The organism is Maricaulis maris, assembly GCF_036322705.1.
Classification (GTDB): domain Bacteria; phylum Pseudomonadota; class Alphaproteobacteria; order Caulobacterales; family Maricaulaceae; genus Maricaulis; species Maricaulis maris_B.
Genome location: NZ_AP027270.1, coordinates 2691017 through 2706214, shown reverse-complemented (window position 1 = coordinate 2706214; position 15198 = coordinate 2691017). Strand labels below are relative to the sequence as shown.

Sequence of the window (15198 nt, the reverse complement as noted above, 5' to 3'; positions counted from 1 at the left end):
GGGCCGAGCGAAGCGAGGAGCGGTAGGCACCGCCCTCGGCGTTACCCTTCCGTCCCGCCGCACTCAATAGCCCTGAAACAGAAAGTCCATCGCCGCGGTGATGCTGTCGCAGTGATCGGCCTCGATATTGGTGACGGGGCTTCCCAGCAGGCGTGTCGGGACCATGGCGATATCAGTGGTCACCAGAACGAAGTCCTGACCGTCAATGGTCAGAACGGGCATCAGCCGGTCGATCGCATCCTGCCGCCCGCTCTTGGCCGGCACCAGCGGGATGCCGACCCGGCTCTCCAGATCGCTGAGAAGGCCGGCTTGGACATCGACCAGCCAGGACGCCGGTCGGCCGGTCGGTCGGTAGACGTCGAAGCGCGCCATTCAGGCCTCGCTCGGCTCGTCCGGCAGCGCCCAAGCTGGTGTGCCGAGCAGTGGCCCGTCTCGCTCCAGCCTCTCGTTATAGGCCTTGATCGCCTCGCGGTTCTCTTCCAGCCAGCGACGCCCCTTCTCCTCTCGGATGGCGGCCTCGATCCCGGCCTCGGCGGCGCGGGAGGCGTTGAGACCGAGCGCCTTGGCTTCGGCCATCACGTCTTCGCGGACGGTGAGGTTGGTTCGCTTGCGTCGCTCGGCTTGAGGATATGTGCGGTCGGTCATGGCAGGCTCCGATGTGTGTATGAATATACACATGCCGGTGCCGAGCCAAAGTCACGATTGGTGGCCGGGGTGGCGTGACGCCAGACCTCGATCAGAAGTCCGCAGTACCGATGGAAGGGGTGGCCGCCAACGCCCGCCCCGACTTGCTGTCATCCTGTCCGAACGCGCCAATCAAGCGCGCCGCCAAGGCCGGGCAACGGATCGGGTTTTGGCTTGGATTCTATAATTTACGATTCTGATTCGACATTCTCGTAAAATGTAATATATAGAGGGTCGAAACGGAGAAAGCCTCATGCTCGACACGGCCAGCCCATCGGAAGTCCGACACGAAACCGCTCGTATTGACGAGCGTGCCCCGGACTTTGAGGCCCGCTCGACGCGGGGGCTGGTCCGGATGTCGGACTATCGCGGGCGCTGGCTGGTTTTCTTCTCTCATCCGGCCGACTTCACCCCGGTGTGTACATCCGAGTTTCTGGCCTTCCAGAATGCGGCCGACCGGTTCGACGCCCTCGGCGCAGATCTGCTCGGCCTGTCGGTCGACAGCCTTTACGCCCACCTCGCCTGGATCAAGGATATCGAAGCCCGCTTCCAGACCCGGATCACCTTCCCGATCATCGAGGACATCTCGATGGCGGTCGCCCGGGCCTATGGAATGATCCATGAAGGCTCGGCCTCCACCGCCGCCGTCCGGTCTGTCTTTTTCATCGATCCGGACGGGTATGTCCGGGCGATGATCCACTACCCGATGAATGTCGGGCGCTCCGTCGAGGAGGTTCTGCGCGTTCTCAGTGCGCTGAAGGAATCCGACGCCAACCAGGTCGTGATGCCCGAGGGGTGGATGCCCGGAGATCCAGCGGTCCTGCCACCACCGCTCGACCAGGCCGAAGCCGATGCCCGGTCGGACGCGGCTGGCGGCGCTTGGTACTATACGCGCCAGGAGGCCTCCGGTGACGCCTGACACAACCGCTCTCAAGCCCCTCGCCGATGAGGCGACCTCGTTGCTCAAGGCGCTCGCCCATCCGGTCCGTCTGACGATCTGCTGTCAGCTGCGCGCCTGCGAGATGTCTGTCGGCGAGATCGAGGCCCAGCTGGGGTTCCGTCAACCCCGCCTGTCGCGCGAACTGGCCAAGCTTCGCGATGAAGGGGTCGTCGAGACCCGCCGCGAATCCAAGGTGATCTTCTATCGCCTCGCCGACGCCCCGCGCGCGCGGGCCATGATTGATGCCATTTGTGGCGTGATGCTCGGCAAGGTCCCGCTCGCGGCGGTCTCGGCCGAAACGCCGCAATTTCGTCCCAACCTGCCGGGTGGCTACGGGGTCTTCTCCCGTACCCGCTCCTGATCCGCAAAGACCTGTCCGATGTCATAAAGTCTTGGCGTCATAGCTCAAACCCCCGCCCGTTCCACGCCTCACGGCCCTCACGCAACGCCCCCAGTCAGCCAAGGAGACTGAACATGACCAATCCTATCGTCACGGCCTTCTTCGATGAGCCTACCAACACGATCAGCTATGTGGTCGCCGACCCGGAAACCAAGGCCTGCGCCGTCGTCGACTCGCTGCTGGACTATGACGCCGCGTCCGGGCGGACCGCCACCGTGTCGGCCGACCGTCTGATCGCATTTGTGAAGGCCCAGGGCCTGACGGTCGAGTGGATCATCGATACTCACGTCCACGCCGACCACCTCACGGCCGCGCCCTATGTCCGAGAAAAGCTGGGTGGCAAGACCGCGATCGGCGAGCATGTCGCCACCGTCCAGCGTGTGTTTGGCGAGATTTTCAATGAGGGTCAGAGCTTCCACACCGATGGCAGCCAGTTCGACCACCTGTTCAAGGATGGCGAGGCCTACACGGTTGGCCGGCTCGAAGCGCGCGCCATCCATACGCCGGGGCACACGCCCGCCTGCATGTCCCATCTGATCGGTGACGCCCTGTTTGTCGGTGATACGATCTTCATGCCGGATTACGGAACCGCACGGTGCGACTTCCCCGGCGGGGATGCGGGAACGCTCTACGACTCGATCCAGACGCTGTTCGCGCTTCCCGACGAGACCCGCATGTTCCTGTGCCACGACTACAAGGCGCCAGGCCGCGACACCTATGAGTGGGAAACCACGGTTGGTGCAGAAAAGCGCGCCAATATTCACGTCAAGACCGGGATCAGCCGGGACGAATTCATTGCCATGCGGACGGCGCGCGACAAGACGCTCGCCATGCCGCACCTCATCCTGCCGTCGGTCCAGGTCAACATGCGCGCCGGTGAGATGCCGCCCGCCGAGGACAATGGTGTTCGCTACATGAAAGTGCCGATCAACGCGCTCTAGACGCATCAACGATCGACACCAAGATCCACGGGAGGATTACCATGGAAATCCGGACCATCGCGCCAGACCTGTCGGTTTCGCCGCAATTGCAGCCTGAAGACGTTGCCACCGCCGCGGCCCAGGGCTTCAAATCGCTGATCCTGAACCGGCCCGACGGCGAAAGCGTCGACCAGCCCTCGCGTGAGGCGATCGAAGACGCGGCCGGGCAGCACGGGCTCAAATTGCGCTATGTTCCGGTGATTGCCGGTGATCTCAAGGATGCCGATGTCACGGCATTCAGCGCCGCCATGCGCGAGCTGCCGACGCCTGCACTCGCCTTCTGCCGGACCGGAACCCGATCCGCGACGCTGTGGGCGCTCAGCCAGGCCGGACACCTCTCCACCGAAGCCATTCTCGATACCGCCGAAAAGGCGGGCTATGACCTGTCCGGGCTACGTCCGAGACTGGAGGCCGGCGACAAGCTTGCCGGAAATGTTGCTGCCCCTGCCGCCGGCTATGATGTTGTCGTGATCGGCGGCGGTGCGGCCGGTATTGCAACGGCCGCCAGCATTCTCAAGCGGCGAGGCAGTGTCAGCATCGCGATCATCGAGCCGCGCGCGGAACACTATTACCAGCCCGGCTGGACGCTGGTGGGCGGCGGTGTCTTCAAGCGCGAACAGACTTGGCGGCAGATGGGCAAGCTCATCCCGGACGGCGTCAAATGGATCCGCGCGGCCTGCGCCGGATTTGATCCCGACCACAACCAGGTGGTTTTGGAAGACGGCGAGCGTGTCGGCTACACAATCCTCGTCGTGGCCCCGGGGCTGAAGCTCAATTGGGATGGTGTCGAGGGTCTGAGAGAGACGCTCGGCAAGAATGGCGTCACCTCGAACTATCTGTTCGACATGGCCCCCTACACGTGGGAGCTGGTGCAGTCGCTGAAGTCGGGGCGCGCGCTCTTCACCCAGCCACCGATGCCGATCAAGTGCGCCGGAGCGCCGCAGAAGGCCATGTATCTGGCCTGTGACGCCTGGCGGCGACGCGGCGTCCTGGGCGATATCGATATCGAGTTCCACAATAGCGGCGGCGTCCTGTTCGGTGTTGCGGAGTATGTTCCGGCCCTGATGAAATACGTCGAGAAGTACGGGATCGGACTGAATTTCGGCGAGACACTTGTGGCGGTCGACGGCCCCGCGCAAACGGCGTTCTTCGATGTCACCGGCCCCGACGGGGTGGTGACCCGGGAGGCCCGTGCCTTTGACATGCTCCATGTCTGCCCGCCCCAATGCGCCCCCGACTTCATCGCCAGCAGCCCGCTCGCGAATGAGGCCGGCTGGGTCGATGTCGACAGCGCGACGCTGCAGCACACCCGTCATGACAATATCTTCGGGCTCGGCGATGCCTGCTCCGCGCCCAATGCGAAGACGGCGGCAGCGGTTCGAAAGCAGGCGCCGGTCGTGGCCCATAATGTCATCCGTTCGCTCGACGTACAGACGCCGAATGCCGTCTATAACGGCTATGGCTCCTGTCCGCTGACCGTTGAGCGCGGCAAGATCGTGCTGGCGGAATTCAGCTATGGCGGCAAACTGGACCCCTCCTTCCCGCACTGGATGCTGGACGGAACCAAGCCGACCCGTGCGGCCTGGTTCCTGAAGGAAAAGATGCTGCCGTGGATCTATTTCGACCTGATGCTGAAGGGCGATGAGACCCTGGCGGGCCCGGATATTCTGCCGACGGCCGACGCGACACGCCAGGCGGAAACGGTCTGAGGATGCCCGGAACAACCGGTCCGTGGTCTCGCTGATCGGGTAATCAAACAGGGCTGGCGCCAACGGCTCAGGGCCTGACTGCGGAGTGCGCATGTGATGTCGTTCAAACTGGCAAAATATCTTCCGATCCTCGACTGGGGGCGGCGCTATCGGGGTGAGACCTTTGTCAATGACATGGTGGCGGCGCTGATCGTCACGATTATGCTGATCCCGCAATCCCTCGCCTATGCCCTGCTGGCCGGGCTGCCGCCGCAGGTGGGGCTTTATGCCTCCATCCTGCCGCTCTTCGCCTATGCCCTGTTCGGAACAAGTCGCCAGCTGGCGGTCGGGCCGGTTGCCATTCTTTCGCTCATGACGGCCGCGGCGGCGGCAAAGATCGCCGCGACCGGAACGCCCCAATACATTGAAGCGGCCGTGATCCTGGCTGTTTTGTCGGGCGCGATCCTGCTGCTGCTCGGTTTGTTCCGGATGGGGTTCCTGGCCAACTTCCTGAGCCATCCGGTGGTGTCAGGTTTCATCACCGCGTCCGGCATCATCATCGCCGCCTCGCAACTCAAGCACATTCTGGGCGTCAATGCGGGCGGTCATAACCTGTTCGAGATTGGCCGCGCGCTCATCGAAAACCTGCCCCAGACCAACTTGCCAACGCTATATCTCGGCGCCGGATCCCTCCTCTTCCTGTTCTGGGTCCGCGGTCAGCTGAAGCCCCTGCTCAGGCGTGCTGGGCTTGGCGACAAGGCGGCCACGATCATCGCGAGGGCCGGACCCGTCTTTGCCGTGGTCGCCAGCATATTGATCGTGGCGGGCATGGGACTGGCCGATGAGGGTGTCCGGATTCTCCGCGATGTTCCGCGTACGCTGCCCTCGCTCGGCATGCCGCGCTTCGACCAGGATCTGTGGATGCAGCTGCTCGGTTCGGCCGCGCTGATCAGCCTGATCGGTTTCGTCGAATCGGTTTCCGTCAGCCAGACTCTGGCGGCCAAGAAACGCCAACGCATCGATCCCAACCAGGAGCTGGTCGCGCTCGGCGCCGCCAGCCTGTCGGCCGGGTTCTCGAGCGGCTATCCGGTGACCGGCGGGCTGGCTCGGTCCGCCGTCAATTTCGATGCCGGGGCAGAGACCCCGGCAGCGGGCGCCTTTACCGCGATCGGGATCGCGCTCGCGACCCTTTTCCTGACGCCCTACCTCTACTTCCTGCCCCAGGCGGTCCTTGCGGCCACCATTATTGTTGCCGTCCTGTCGCTGGTGAACATCACCGCCCTGCGCACGGTGTGGAATTATTCGAAGTCAGACTTTGCCGCGATGGCGGCGACCATTCTGGTCACGCTCGGCCTTGGCGTGGAGCTGGGCGTCACCACCGGGGTGGTCCTCTCGCTGCTGCTGCACCTCTACAACACCAGCCGGCCGCACTTCGCGGTCGTGGGACAGGTGCCGGGCACGCATCATTTCCGCAATGTCGACCGCTATGATGTGATCAGCTCGGACAGCGTCATCACCATCCGGATCGATGAAAGCCTGTACTTTGCCAATGCCCGCTTCCTCGAGGACACGATCTATGATGTCCTCGGCAAGCGTCCGGACCTCAAGCATCTCATCCTGATGTGTCCGGCGGTCAATCATATCGACGCCAGTGCGCTCGAGAGTCTCGAGGCGATCAATCTGCGTCTGCGGGATGGCGGGGTCACGCTCCATCTGTCGGAAGTGAAGGGCCCGGTGATGGACAAGCTCAAGCGGACCCATTTCCTCGATGAGCTGACCGGTCATGTCTATCTGAACCAGTATGAAGCCATCCAGGATCTCGATGCCGCGTGCGCCCGGTCAGCTCTCGGGACCGCCGACCCGGACAGCGGGCGCGACGTCTAGCCCGGGTCCGCCGGTCGGGGTGCGAGCCGTTCAAGCAGGCGTGGTCCATCGGCGACCATCTCGGCGAGCGTGACAGTGTCGAGCTCCGCGAGGAAGGCGGCGAGGCCTCTCCGGAACAGACGGCTCAGCTTGCAAACGTCCATGAGCGGGCAGGTATTGGTGTCAGGGTTGAAGCACTCGACCAGGTCCAGGTCGCCCTCGGTGTGGCGGACAACGTGGCCGATCACGATGTCGTCCGCGGCCATGCCGAGGCGGATGCCGCCGGACCGCCCGCGGACCGTCTTGAGATAGCCCAGCTGGCCCAATTGTCGCGCCCCCTTCATCAGGTGCGCGCGCGAGATCCCGTAGGCCGCAGCGATGTCGGATACACGGACCGTTCGGTCCGGATGAAGCGCGCAGAACATCAGCGTCCGCAGCGCGTAATTCGTGTAGGCTGTCAGGCGAATATCGGCCTCCCTGTGTCGCTTGCAGCGGTTTTGTCTGCGCCCAAGGGGGGGCGACCGTCTTGGGGAGCGCCCGTGCGACAATCGGCGCATTGGACATGACGCGCTCGTGCTTTAAGTCGCATTTCAGATGACACTTTAAGTGTCGACGGTCAATCGAGTAGGATCCCTGTCATGTTTGAAGCCTTCGACGCCGTGGTGCTGGCGCGAATCCAGTTTGCTTTCACGGTCAGCTTCCACATCATCTTTCCCGCCTTCTCGATCGGGCTCGCCTCCTATCTCATGGTGCTCGAGGGGATGTGGCTGAAGACCGACAATCCGGTCTATCTCAACCTGTTCAAATACTGGCGGAAGATCTTTGCGGTCGCCTTCGGCATGGGCGTGGTGTCGGGCATCGTCATGTCCTACCAGTTCGGCACGAATTGGAGCGTGTTCTCGGACCGGGCCGGACCCGTGGTCGGGCCGCTGATGGCCTATGAGGTCCTGACCGCCTTCTTCCTCGAGGCCGGCTTTCTCGGTGTGATGCTGTTCGGCATGGGCCGGGTCTCGAAGAGCCTGCACTTCGGTGCGACGGTTATGGTGGCCTTCGGTACACTCCTGTCGGCAACCTGGATCCTGTCGGTGAACAGCTGGATGCAGACCCCGGCAGGCTTTTCGATCAATGAGGTCGGCCAGTTCGTGCCGGAAAACTGGCTCGAAATCATCTTCAACCCGTCCTTCCCCTACCGTCTCCTGCACATGGTGCTGGCGGCCTATCTGACGACGGCCTTCGTGGTCGGCGCGGTGGGTGCGCTTCACCTGCTGCGCGACCGGACCAATGCCGAGGCGCGCAAGATGTTCTCGATGGCCATGTGGATGGCGGCGATCGTTGCCCCGTTGCAGGTCGTGGCCGGTGACTTTCACGGTATCAACACGCTCGAGCACCAGCCGGTGAAGGTGATGGCGATGGAAGGCCATTACGAGAGCCACCCCGATGGGGCCCCGCTCTACCTGTTCGGCATTCCCGATGATGAGAACCAGGAGCTGGACTACGCGATCGGCATTCCCAAACTCTCTTCCCTGATCCTGCGCCATGATCTCAACGCGCCGTTGGCCGGTCTCGATACCGTTCCGGACGAGCTTCAGCCGCCGGTGAGCATCGTGTTCTGGAGCTTCCGGGTGATGGTCGGGATTGGTCTGCTGATGGTGCTGGTCGGCCTGACTAGCCTGGTCCTGCGCTGGCGCGGCAGGCTTTATGACGCGCCACTCTTCCATCGCGCCGCGCTGATGATGGGGCCGGCCGGTTTTGTCGCCGTGCTGGCGGGCTGGATCACTACCGAGGTCGGGCGTCAGCCCTATACGGTGTACGGCCACCTGCTGACCGCCGACTCCATCGCGCCGGTCGAGGCTCCGGCCGTTGCAGCCTCGCTGATCGCCTTCATCATCGTCTATTTCGTGCTGTTCGGGGCGGGCACCTATTACATCCTGAAGATGATGAACAAGCGGCCGTCTGACCTGCCACCGCTTCCGGGGACGCTGACACGCTCTGCCGGCACGACCCAGCTCGCCGCCCAGCGTCCCGAAGCGCGCCAAGCCGAATAGAGGACAGGACCCATGTTTGATCTGCCAACCATCTGGGCCGGCCTGCTCGCCCTCGCCATCTTCATCTACGTCATTCTCGATGGCTTCGACCTCGGCATCGGGATCGTCTTTCCCTTTCTCGCCAGTGACCGCGATCGCGATGTGGCGATGAATTCGGTCGCGCCGGTCTGGGACGGCAATGAGACCTGGCTGGTGCTCGGCGGCGGCGGCCTGTTTGCCGCTTTCCCGCTCGCCTATGCCGTGGTGATGCCGGCGCTCTACGCACCGTTCATCATCATGATCCTGGCGCTGGTCTTTCGCGGCGTTGCCTTCGAATACCGCTGGCGTGACAAGGCGCATGAGAAGATCTGGGACCGTTCCTTCTTCTTCGGCTCCGTCCTCGCCACCTTCTGCCAGGGGATCGTTCTGGGCGCGTTCGTGCAGGGCATCGAGGTCGATGGCCGCGCCTATGGCGGCGGCTGGTGGGACTGGCTGACGCCCTTCACGCTGACCTGCGGCATCGCCCTCGTCAGTGGCTATGCGCTGCTTGGCTCGACCTGGCTGGTCATGAAAACCGAGGGCGCGCTGCGCGATACGGCCTATCGCCACGCCCGCCGCGCCGCGCTTGCCATGCTTGCCTTTGTCGGTGTGGTCAGCCTGTGGACGCCCTTCCTCTCACCGCAGATCGCCGATCACTGGTTCAGCTATCCGCGTCTGCTGTTTGTGGTGCCCGTGCCGATCCTGACGGCGCTGCTGGCATTGCTGCTGGGTTGGGGCCTGCTCAAGCGGAATGACCAGATCCCGTTTCCCGCCACGATCGGCTTGTTTGCGCTGTGCTTTGCCGGCCTGGGCATCTCCATCGCGCCCTATATCGTGCCGCGCGCGATCACCATCCAGGCGGCCGCGGCCCCTGATTCCAGCCTGCTCTTCATGCTGGTTGGCGCGCTGGTCCTGTTGCCGCTCATCCTTGCCTACACGGCCTATTCCTACTGGGTCTTCCGCGGCAAGGTCGATCCGGAGGCGGGGTATCACTGATGCTGGAAGACCGCGAGACACACATCGACAAGACCGGTCCCCGGGAGATCGCCTGGTTTGTCGGCCTCTGGGTTCTGGGCGTGGGCGCCGTGCTGCTCCTCAGCCTGCTGATCAAGCTGGTGATCTAGCCGCCCGGCAGACCCCGCCTGGTCGCATCCGCCCGGTCATGGCGGCAAAGCGCCGGACCGGGGTCCAATGATCGTCGTGCTGACCCGTCTCTGCTAGTCGTCATCACCCGGGCTGGCATCCTCGCGCAGATACCAGGGGGCTGGGCCGTAATCATAGGGCGGGTAGCTGTAGAGCCAGCGCAGGGCGTCGAGGGCGGCCGGGTGGAAGACCGTGGCGTGGGTCTCGCTGTCACGGCGGTCCACATAGCGCCAGTCCGGCGCGCCCGGCGTGTCCTGAAGCGCGGTGAGCAGACGATCCAGCCCGGACTGCATGGTGCCGCCTTCATCCGCCATGGTGAGGTAGAGGCGCCAGTCCTCACGGTTGGCCGCTACCAGATGTTCCGCGGCACCCTGGCTGGCCGCCTGGTCATCCCACCACAGGCTGGGCGAGACGGCGATGTAGTCGTCAAACAGGTCAGGTTGCTCCAGCAGGGTGTCGACGATGAACAGGCCGGCCAGGCTTTCCCCGATGATGGCGCGCCGCTCCCCCACCCGGTAGTGGCTTTCGATGAAGGGGATGACCTCCTCGGCGATATAGGCGCGGAAATCGGCAGCGCCGCCTGAGGTGTCGAAGCTGTCACGATAGCGCGGGTCCTGCGGAGCCGGCGTGAGCTCATGAATGCGCTCACCGGTCTCGATGCCGACCACGATCAGCGGCTGGAATTGCCAGCCGACAACACCCAGCTGCGCCAGGCCGGCAATGTGGGGGTAGTCCTGCTCGACGCCGCCATCGATCAGGTAGAGCACGGTGTAGGGCGTCTCGGCGGTGTCGTGGCCGGGCGGGAGCCAGACAGTGAGCGTCCGGGGCTCACCCAGAATGGCCGAGTCGATCCGATGGCTGGTGCCAAAGGTGATCGGGGTACCGTCAGAGACGGGGGATGCGGGGGCGTTCGCCTGTGCCAGGACAAGGCCCGGGGCAAAGACCAGAAGCACGAACAGGACAATCAGTTGCGGCACGGGACAACTCCGGGGTGCAGGTGCGGCTTCGGCACGCTGCTCGATTTCACCCGTCTGTGCAAGTGGGCCTGCACCGTTTCAGCCGGTCGACGAGAGGCGCGCCGTGCGGGTGGGTTGGGGCCGATACCGATGGAGCCGGGTGGAGCCGGCTTGGCATCCTGAATGGCGGCCGCGCACCGAGACTCCAGAGCCCGCTTGCCTCGCAAGGCTTCTTCAGGTATCAGCCGCGCTCCTGAGTTTACATGTGCTGCGTGCGGGGCAACGTAATCCCGTTGCGCGGCCGACAACAGAAAGCCGGACCGATGAAAAAGGATACCCATCCCGAGTATCACATCATCAATGTTGTGATGACCAACGGGACCACCTTCCAGACCAAATCCACCTGGGGCAAGGAAGGCGACACCATCAACCTCGACATCGATCCGACGTCGCACCCGGCCTGGACCGGCGGAAACCAGCACCTGCTTGACCGCGCCGGCCGCGTTTCGCGCTTCAAGGACAAGTTCAAGGGCTTCGCGTAAGTCTTTCGGCTTTCTCGCGACAAGAAAATGCAAAACGCGGTGCCGAAAGGTGCCGCGTTTTTGTTGGACTCTATTGGAATGGTGTCAGCTAGGCAGGCTGGTCGAAAAACTCTTCGTCGATACGCATCAATACCAAAGTGCTTTCGGTCCGGCACCCGATCCCGTATCGAAGCGCTAACCGGGCTAATTCCAGACCGCTAATTAGCACAATCCGCGACCCAAGCCCCGCCGCCGTGTCGCGCGCTCCGCGCGAGAAGTCTGAGGTTGTTACGAAGACACCTTTTTGGGCTTTCTTCAAACTCAACGCCCCAAAAAGTCCCGGATCGCCCCTGAGCCCACATTGTTGCCTTCAGCATACCGCTTGGCTTGAATATAGACTTGATCCACTCCGAGAATGTCCTGATCGATAACCCCGTCAACGCCATCGTCACCCGTGCGCCCCAATGAGCGACCAGCATCTTCGGCTGTGCCGCCATACCCCATCGCAACAAACAGCTGGACGATGAGGTCCTCAAAGTATGCCGGCGTGGTCTCTCGCATCTTGGCGAGCAACTCGGCGGCTAGCGCATCATTGATCCGCTTGAACGCAATACGGAGCTGTTCATCGGGTGTTGCGTCGGCATCACTAGTCCCGATTCCATCCGGTTCAGTCTGAACGGTATCATCCCCGATTTTGCTTCGAGATTGGAAATCCTGGAACTCGCTAAAGCGGGCGAGATATGAGGAGTTGATTTTTAGGCTTGTATCCTTCAGCACCTCCCGGCCGCGGTCCGTGATCACGAAATAGCCACGTCGGGTGGAGCTGACCAAGCCTGCTTGCTTTAGATAAGTTTTGGCCCAGTGCACCCTGTTCGCGAATACGGTTTGCTTGCCTGAAGGCAGCATCTCGGTACGTTCAGCGTCTGTAAGAGCAAGGCCGTCTGCCATTTCGGTCACGACTTGCGAAACTTTTACTTCGCCGTTCGCGCACGCATTCAACACCGGCCGCATCAGGGTCTGGTAATCAGGAATCATGGCCGCCCCTGTGTGGAACCCGCTGCATCGCAGAGATCGTAGCCCGTTCAGGCGGTGTGAACCAAACAAAACTGCGGGTGCACAACGGAGCGCGGTCTATCCCTGTCAGCGGTTCAATGTCCCCGTAGCCAGAAGATGGACCGTTGACCGGCCAGCCTGGCCTAGCGCTGCCCGAAAGCGCCGCGCAGCATGGCCATCTGGTCGGCGACCGGATTGGCTTCCGCGTCGAGCACGCCGTCGACATAGAGATTATCATCGATGCGCTTGAGGCGGGCATAGAGCGAGCGGGAGCGACGAACGAGGTCGCCGAGAATGGCTGGCGGGGTTTCGCTTTCCGGCCACAGATTCTCGCTCGGTCGATCGGCTGACAGGCGATACTTGCCGTCGGTCGCGCTCTCGGCCGACATTTCGCCTTCGGCAACAGCCCGCTGCGCCAGCAGCCAGGACGCGGCCTGCATCAGGCGTGTCGTCAGCTTCATGCTTTCGGTTGCATAGGACAGCGCGCCGGCCCGATCGAGCGACTTGGAGTCGTCACGACCCGGACCATCGAGATAGCTCGCGGTCTCCTCGACCAGGTCCATGCCTTCGCGGAACAGCTTCTGAAACATCTCCGAAGCGGCGAAGTCCTGGGCGCGGGCAGCGGGTGCGCCGCCTGCGGGGAAGAGGGTCGGTGTGTGACTATCGGTCATTACGCGTCCATTCGTGCGTCGATCACGGGCTATGAGCGAATCGTAGCAAGGCTCGGGCCAGAGTGCCCAAAGAGTTTGATCAAAGCTTAAACACGGCGTCGGCTTCGCTCAGCCCGGTCTTCTTTTTCTCAGTGATGTCCTCAATGCGGCGGATCTCGGCTTCCAGCGTGGCGCGGCGCTCGGCGAGGTCATCCAGCGACAGGGCGCTGAGGTCCTCGCCAGGGATGATGCCTTGTCTGGCGCGTTGGCTTGCGATGCTGTCCTCGTCATGGAACATGGTTCGGCCTCCACAGGTGTTTCTTGTGGGCGAGAGCATAGCGCGAAGGAAGGCAAAGTCCCATGACCGAGACCCGCGACAATCAAATCGTGATCGCCCGAGAACCCGGCGGGCCTGAGGTTCTGGACCTGGTGACGCGGCCGCTGCCGACACCGGGGCCGGGCGAAATCCTGATCCGGAATGTCGCTTGCGGCGTCAATCGTCCGGACCAGATCGAACGTCTCGGCTTCTATCCGGCGCCGCCCGGTGCTCCTGAGGGTCTGGGCCTGGAGGTAGCCGGTCATGTTGAGGCTGTGGGCGACGGCGTGTCGGGTTTCGCAGCGGGTGATGCGGTCTGCGCCCTGGTCGCCGGGGGTGGCTATGCGCGCTATTCGATCGCGCCGGCCGGATCGGTCCTGCCGGTGCCGGATGGTATGGCTGTCGAGGACGCAGCCGGTCTGCCCGAGACCGTGTTCACCGTCTGGACAAATGTGTTCGAGATCGGTGCGCTGTCGCGCGGTGAGACATTCCTGGTCCATGGCGGGACAAGCGGTATCGGCTCCACCGCCATCCAGATGGCCAAGGCGGCTGGAGCCCGGGTCATCGCGACCGCCGGAACCGCGGACAAGGTTGCGCTCTGCAAGACCCTGGGCGCCGATATCGCGATCAATTACCGCGACGCGGATTTCGAGACGGTGGTGACCGAAGCCGGCGGCGCCGACGTGATCCTCGACATGGTGGGGGGCGCCTATGTCCAGAAGAATATCAATTGCGCCAATATGGGCGCGCGCCTGGTCTCGATCGCCTTCCTGACCGGCAGCCGGGTCGAGCTCGACCTGATGCGGGTCATGCTCAAGCGGATCACCCTGACCGGCTCCACCCTTCGGGCCCGCCCCCTGGCCGAGAAGGCGCGACTGGCTGCCGCGGTGAAGGCAACGGTCTGGCCGTGGATTGCGGCGGGCAAGCTCGCGCCGGTGGTCGACAGCCGGTTCCGGCTGGAGGATGTGCGCGCCGCGCACGCGCGTCTCGATTCCGGCGCGCACGCTGGAAAAATTCTTCTCGATTGCTGATTTGTGCAGGGCCCCCGTCTTTGCAGCGGCTAGAGTCTGCGTTATGAAGGCATCAAACCGCTGGATGGTGCAGACCCTTCCGCCAGCGTCGGAAGCCCAAGCCCGGCCGCCGCGTCGGGCTTTTTTTGTTTTTCTGCCTTGAAGTTTTTCCTCTGGGAGCTGAGACCATGACCGAGATCCTGATGCCGAAAGCGACGGCCGTCTGGCTCGTCGACAACACCTCGCTGACCTTCGACCAGATCGCCGATTTCTGCGGCCTGCATCCGCTCGAAGTGAAGGGCATTGCCGATGGCGACGTCGCAGTGGGTGTGCGCGGTGCCGATCCGATTTCCAACGGTCAGCTGACGCGCGAAGAGATCCAGAAGGCGGAGGATACAGCCACCTACCGCATGACGGTTATCAAGCCGAAATATTCCGAGCTGCACCAGCCGGCCAAGCGCCGCGGTCCGCGCTACACGCCGCTGTCGCGCCGCCAGAACCGTCCGGACGCCATTGCCTGGCTCGTGCGCAACCACCCGGAGCTGGCCGATGCCCAGATCTCCAAGCTGATCGGAACGACCAAGACGACGATCCAGGCCGTGCGCGAGCGCAGCCACTGGAATTCGGCCAATATCAAGCCGACCGATCCGGTCTCGCTCGGCCTGTGCACCCAGATCGACCTCGACGAGCAGGTCAAGAAGGCGTCGGCCCGCCGTCGCAAGCTCGAGGAGGAAAATCCCGAGCTGCTGACAGACACGCTGAAGGCCAAGGAAGACCTGCACCAGGCGGAAGAGAAGCCGGAACAGGAAGCCGAGATCGATCTCGAGACCCTGTTCGGCAGCCCCAAGTCCGAATAGGGCAGTCGACTATCTTACGAAAAGGGCCTGGAACCACTGGTTCCAGGCCCTTTTTCTTTGCGTGGCGGGCGGCG

At 63.2% G+C, this 15198-nt stretch carries 17 protein-coding genes and 1 pseudogene; 11 read left to right on the top strand and 7 right to left on the bottom strand.

Annotated features, from left to right (window positions below; genetic code table 11):
• Positions 1 to 63: 63 nt before the first annotated feature.
• Both AAA969_RS12915 and AAA969_RS12910 read right to left on the bottom strand, forming a co-directional pair.
• Positions 64 to 372, bottom strand: a complete 309-nt coding sequence (locus AAA969_RS12915) for a CcdB family protein (RefSeq protein ID WP_338246462.1) — start codon at positions 370 to 372, stop codon at positions 64 to 66.
• Complete coding sequence (locus AAA969_RS12910) at positions 373 to 645, bottom strand: type II toxin-antitoxin system CcdA family antitoxin (protein ID WP_338246461.1); 273 nt, start codon at positions 643 to 645, stop codon at positions 373 to 375. It abuts the gene before it with no gap.
• Positions 646 to 937: 292 nt separating this feature from the next.
• On the opposite strand from AAA969_RS12910, the gene AAA969_RS12905 reads away from it, so the two are divergent.
• From AAA969_RS12905 to AAA969_RS12885, 5 genes are all read left to right on the top strand, one after another.
• Positions 938 to 1603 carry a peroxiredoxin gene (locus AAA969_RS12905; RefSeq protein ID WP_338246460.1) on the top strand — a complete coding sequence of 222 codons (666 nt, stop codon included), beginning with the start codon at positions 938 to 940 and terminating at the stop codon, positions 1601 to 1603.
• Entirely contained in the window at positions 1593 to 1985 is a 393-nt protein-coding gene (locus tag AAA969_RS12900; RefSeq protein ID WP_338246459.1) for an ArsR/SmtB family transcription factor, read from the top strand. The genes AAA969_RS12905 and AAA969_RS12900 overlap by 11 nt, the downstream gene beginning before the upstream one ends.
• 113 nt (positions 1986 to 2098) lie before the next feature.
• Positions 2099 to 2965: an MBL fold metallo-hydrolase gene (locus AAA969_RS12895; protein WP_338246458.1), complete on the top strand. Its 867-nt coding sequence runs from the start codon at positions 2099 to 2101 to the stop codon at positions 2963 to 2965.
• Between the two features lie 41 nt (positions 2966 to 3006).
• A complete protein-coding gene (locus tag AAA969_RS12890) occupies positions 3007 to 4713 on the top strand; it encodes a bifunctional protein tyrosine phosphatase family protein/NAD(P)/FAD-dependent oxidoreductase (RefSeq protein ID WP_338246457.1) in 1707 nt (568 codons plus the stop codon).
• Positions 4714 to 4809: 96 nt separating this feature from the next.
• On the top strand, positions 4810 to 6576 hold the full coding sequence (locus AAA969_RS12885; RefSeq protein ID WP_338246456.1) for a SulP family inorganic anion transporter: 1767 nt from the start codon (positions 4810 to 4812) through the stop codon (positions 6574 to 6576).
• Here AAA969_RS12885 and AAA969_RS12880 read toward each other — a convergent pair.
• The gene (locus tag AAA969_RS12880) at positions 6573 to 7016 is read right to left on the bottom strand and encodes an Rrf2 family transcriptional regulator (protein ID WP_338247258.1); all 444 of its coding nucleotides are present in this window, start codon (positions 7014 to 7016) and stop codon (positions 6573 to 6575) included. The genes AAA969_RS12885 and AAA969_RS12880 overlap by 4 nt on opposite strands.
• Before the next feature lie 177 nt (positions 7017 to 7193).
• Here AAA969_RS12880 and AAA969_RS12875 point away from each other — a divergent pair, with 177 nt between their 5' ends.
• The 3 genes from AAA969_RS12875 to AAA969_RS12865 are packed head-to-tail and all read left to right on the top strand — an operon-like array spanning position 7194 to position 9742.
• The gene (locus AAA969_RS12875) at positions 7194 to 8600 is read left to right on the top strand and encodes a cytochrome ubiquinol oxidase subunit I (RefSeq protein WP_338246455.1); all 1407 of its coding nucleotides are present in this window, start codon (positions 7194 to 7196) and stop codon (positions 8598 to 8600) included.
• 12 nt (positions 8601 to 8612) lie between these two features.
• Positions 8613 to 9614, top strand: coding sequence for a cytochrome d ubiquinol oxidase subunit II (gene cydB, locus AAA969_RS12870; protein ID WP_338246454.1), 1002 nt, complete (start codon positions 8613 to 8615; stop codon positions 9612 to 9614).
• Positions 9614 to 9742 (top strand): hypothetical protein, encoded by a 129-nt coding sequence (locus AAA969_RS12865; protein ID WP_338246453.1) that lies wholly within the window; start codon positions 9614 to 9616, stop codon positions 9740 to 9742. Before cydB ends, AAA969_RS12865 begins: the two co-directional genes overlap by 1 nt.
• A 93-nt stretch (positions 9743 to 9835) precedes the next feature.
• Here the strand turns inward: AAA969_RS12865 and AAA969_RS12860 are convergent, their stop codons facing one another.
• Positions 9836 to 10738 carry an alpha/beta hydrolase gene (locus tag AAA969_RS12860; RefSeq protein ID WP_338246452.1) on the bottom strand — a complete coding sequence of 301 codons (903 nt, stop codon included), beginning with the start codon at positions 10736 to 10738 and terminating at the stop codon, positions 9836 to 9838.
• Positions 10739 to 11040: 302 nt separating this feature from the next.
• On the opposite strand from AAA969_RS12860, the gene rpmE reads away from it, so the two are divergent.
• A complete protein-coding gene (rpmE, locus tag AAA969_RS12855) occupies positions 11041 to 11259 on the top strand; it encodes a 50S ribosomal protein L31 (RefSeq protein ID WP_338246451.1) in 219 nt (72 codons plus the stop codon).
• 88 nt (positions 11260 to 11347) lie between these two features.
• On the opposite strand, the pseudogene AAA969_RS12850 reads toward rpmE, so the two are convergent.
• The 3 genes and pseudogenes from AAA969_RS12850 to AAA969_RS12840 all read right to left on the bottom strand — a co-directional run bounded on the left by AAA969_RS12850 (position 11348) and on the right by AAA969_RS12840 (position 13239).
• Positions 11348 to 12273, bottom strand: a pseudogene (locus tag AAA969_RS12850) (winged helix-turn-helix domain-containing protein).
• Positions 12274 to 12434: 161 nt separating this feature from the next.
• Entirely contained in the window at positions 12435 to 12962 is a 528-nt protein-coding gene (locus AAA969_RS12845) for a DUF1465 family protein (protein ID WP_338246450.1), read from the bottom strand.
• Positions 12963 to 13041: 79 nt separating this feature from the next.
• The gene (locus AAA969_RS12840) at positions 13042 to 13239 is read right to left on the bottom strand and encodes a DUF1192 domain-containing protein (RefSeq protein ID WP_338246449.1); all 198 of its coding nucleotides are present in this window, start codon (positions 13237 to 13239) and stop codon (positions 13042 to 13044) included.
• Positions 13240 to 13301: 62 nt separating this feature from the next.
• Between AAA969_RS12840 and AAA969_RS12835 the strand changes: the two genes are divergently transcribed.
• A complete protein-coding gene (locus AAA969_RS12835) occupies positions 13302 to 14288 on the top strand; it encodes an NAD(P)H-quinone oxidoreductase (protein WP_338246448.1) in 987 nt (328 codons plus the stop codon).
• 167 nt (positions 14289 to 14455) lie between these two features.
• The gene (locus tag AAA969_RS12830; RefSeq protein WP_338246447.1) at positions 14456 to 15124 is read left to right on the top strand and encodes a DUF1013 domain-containing protein; all 669 of its coding nucleotides are present in this window, start codon (positions 14456 to 14458) and stop codon (positions 15122 to 15124) included.
• Positions 15125 to 15198 lie beyond the last annotated feature (74 nt).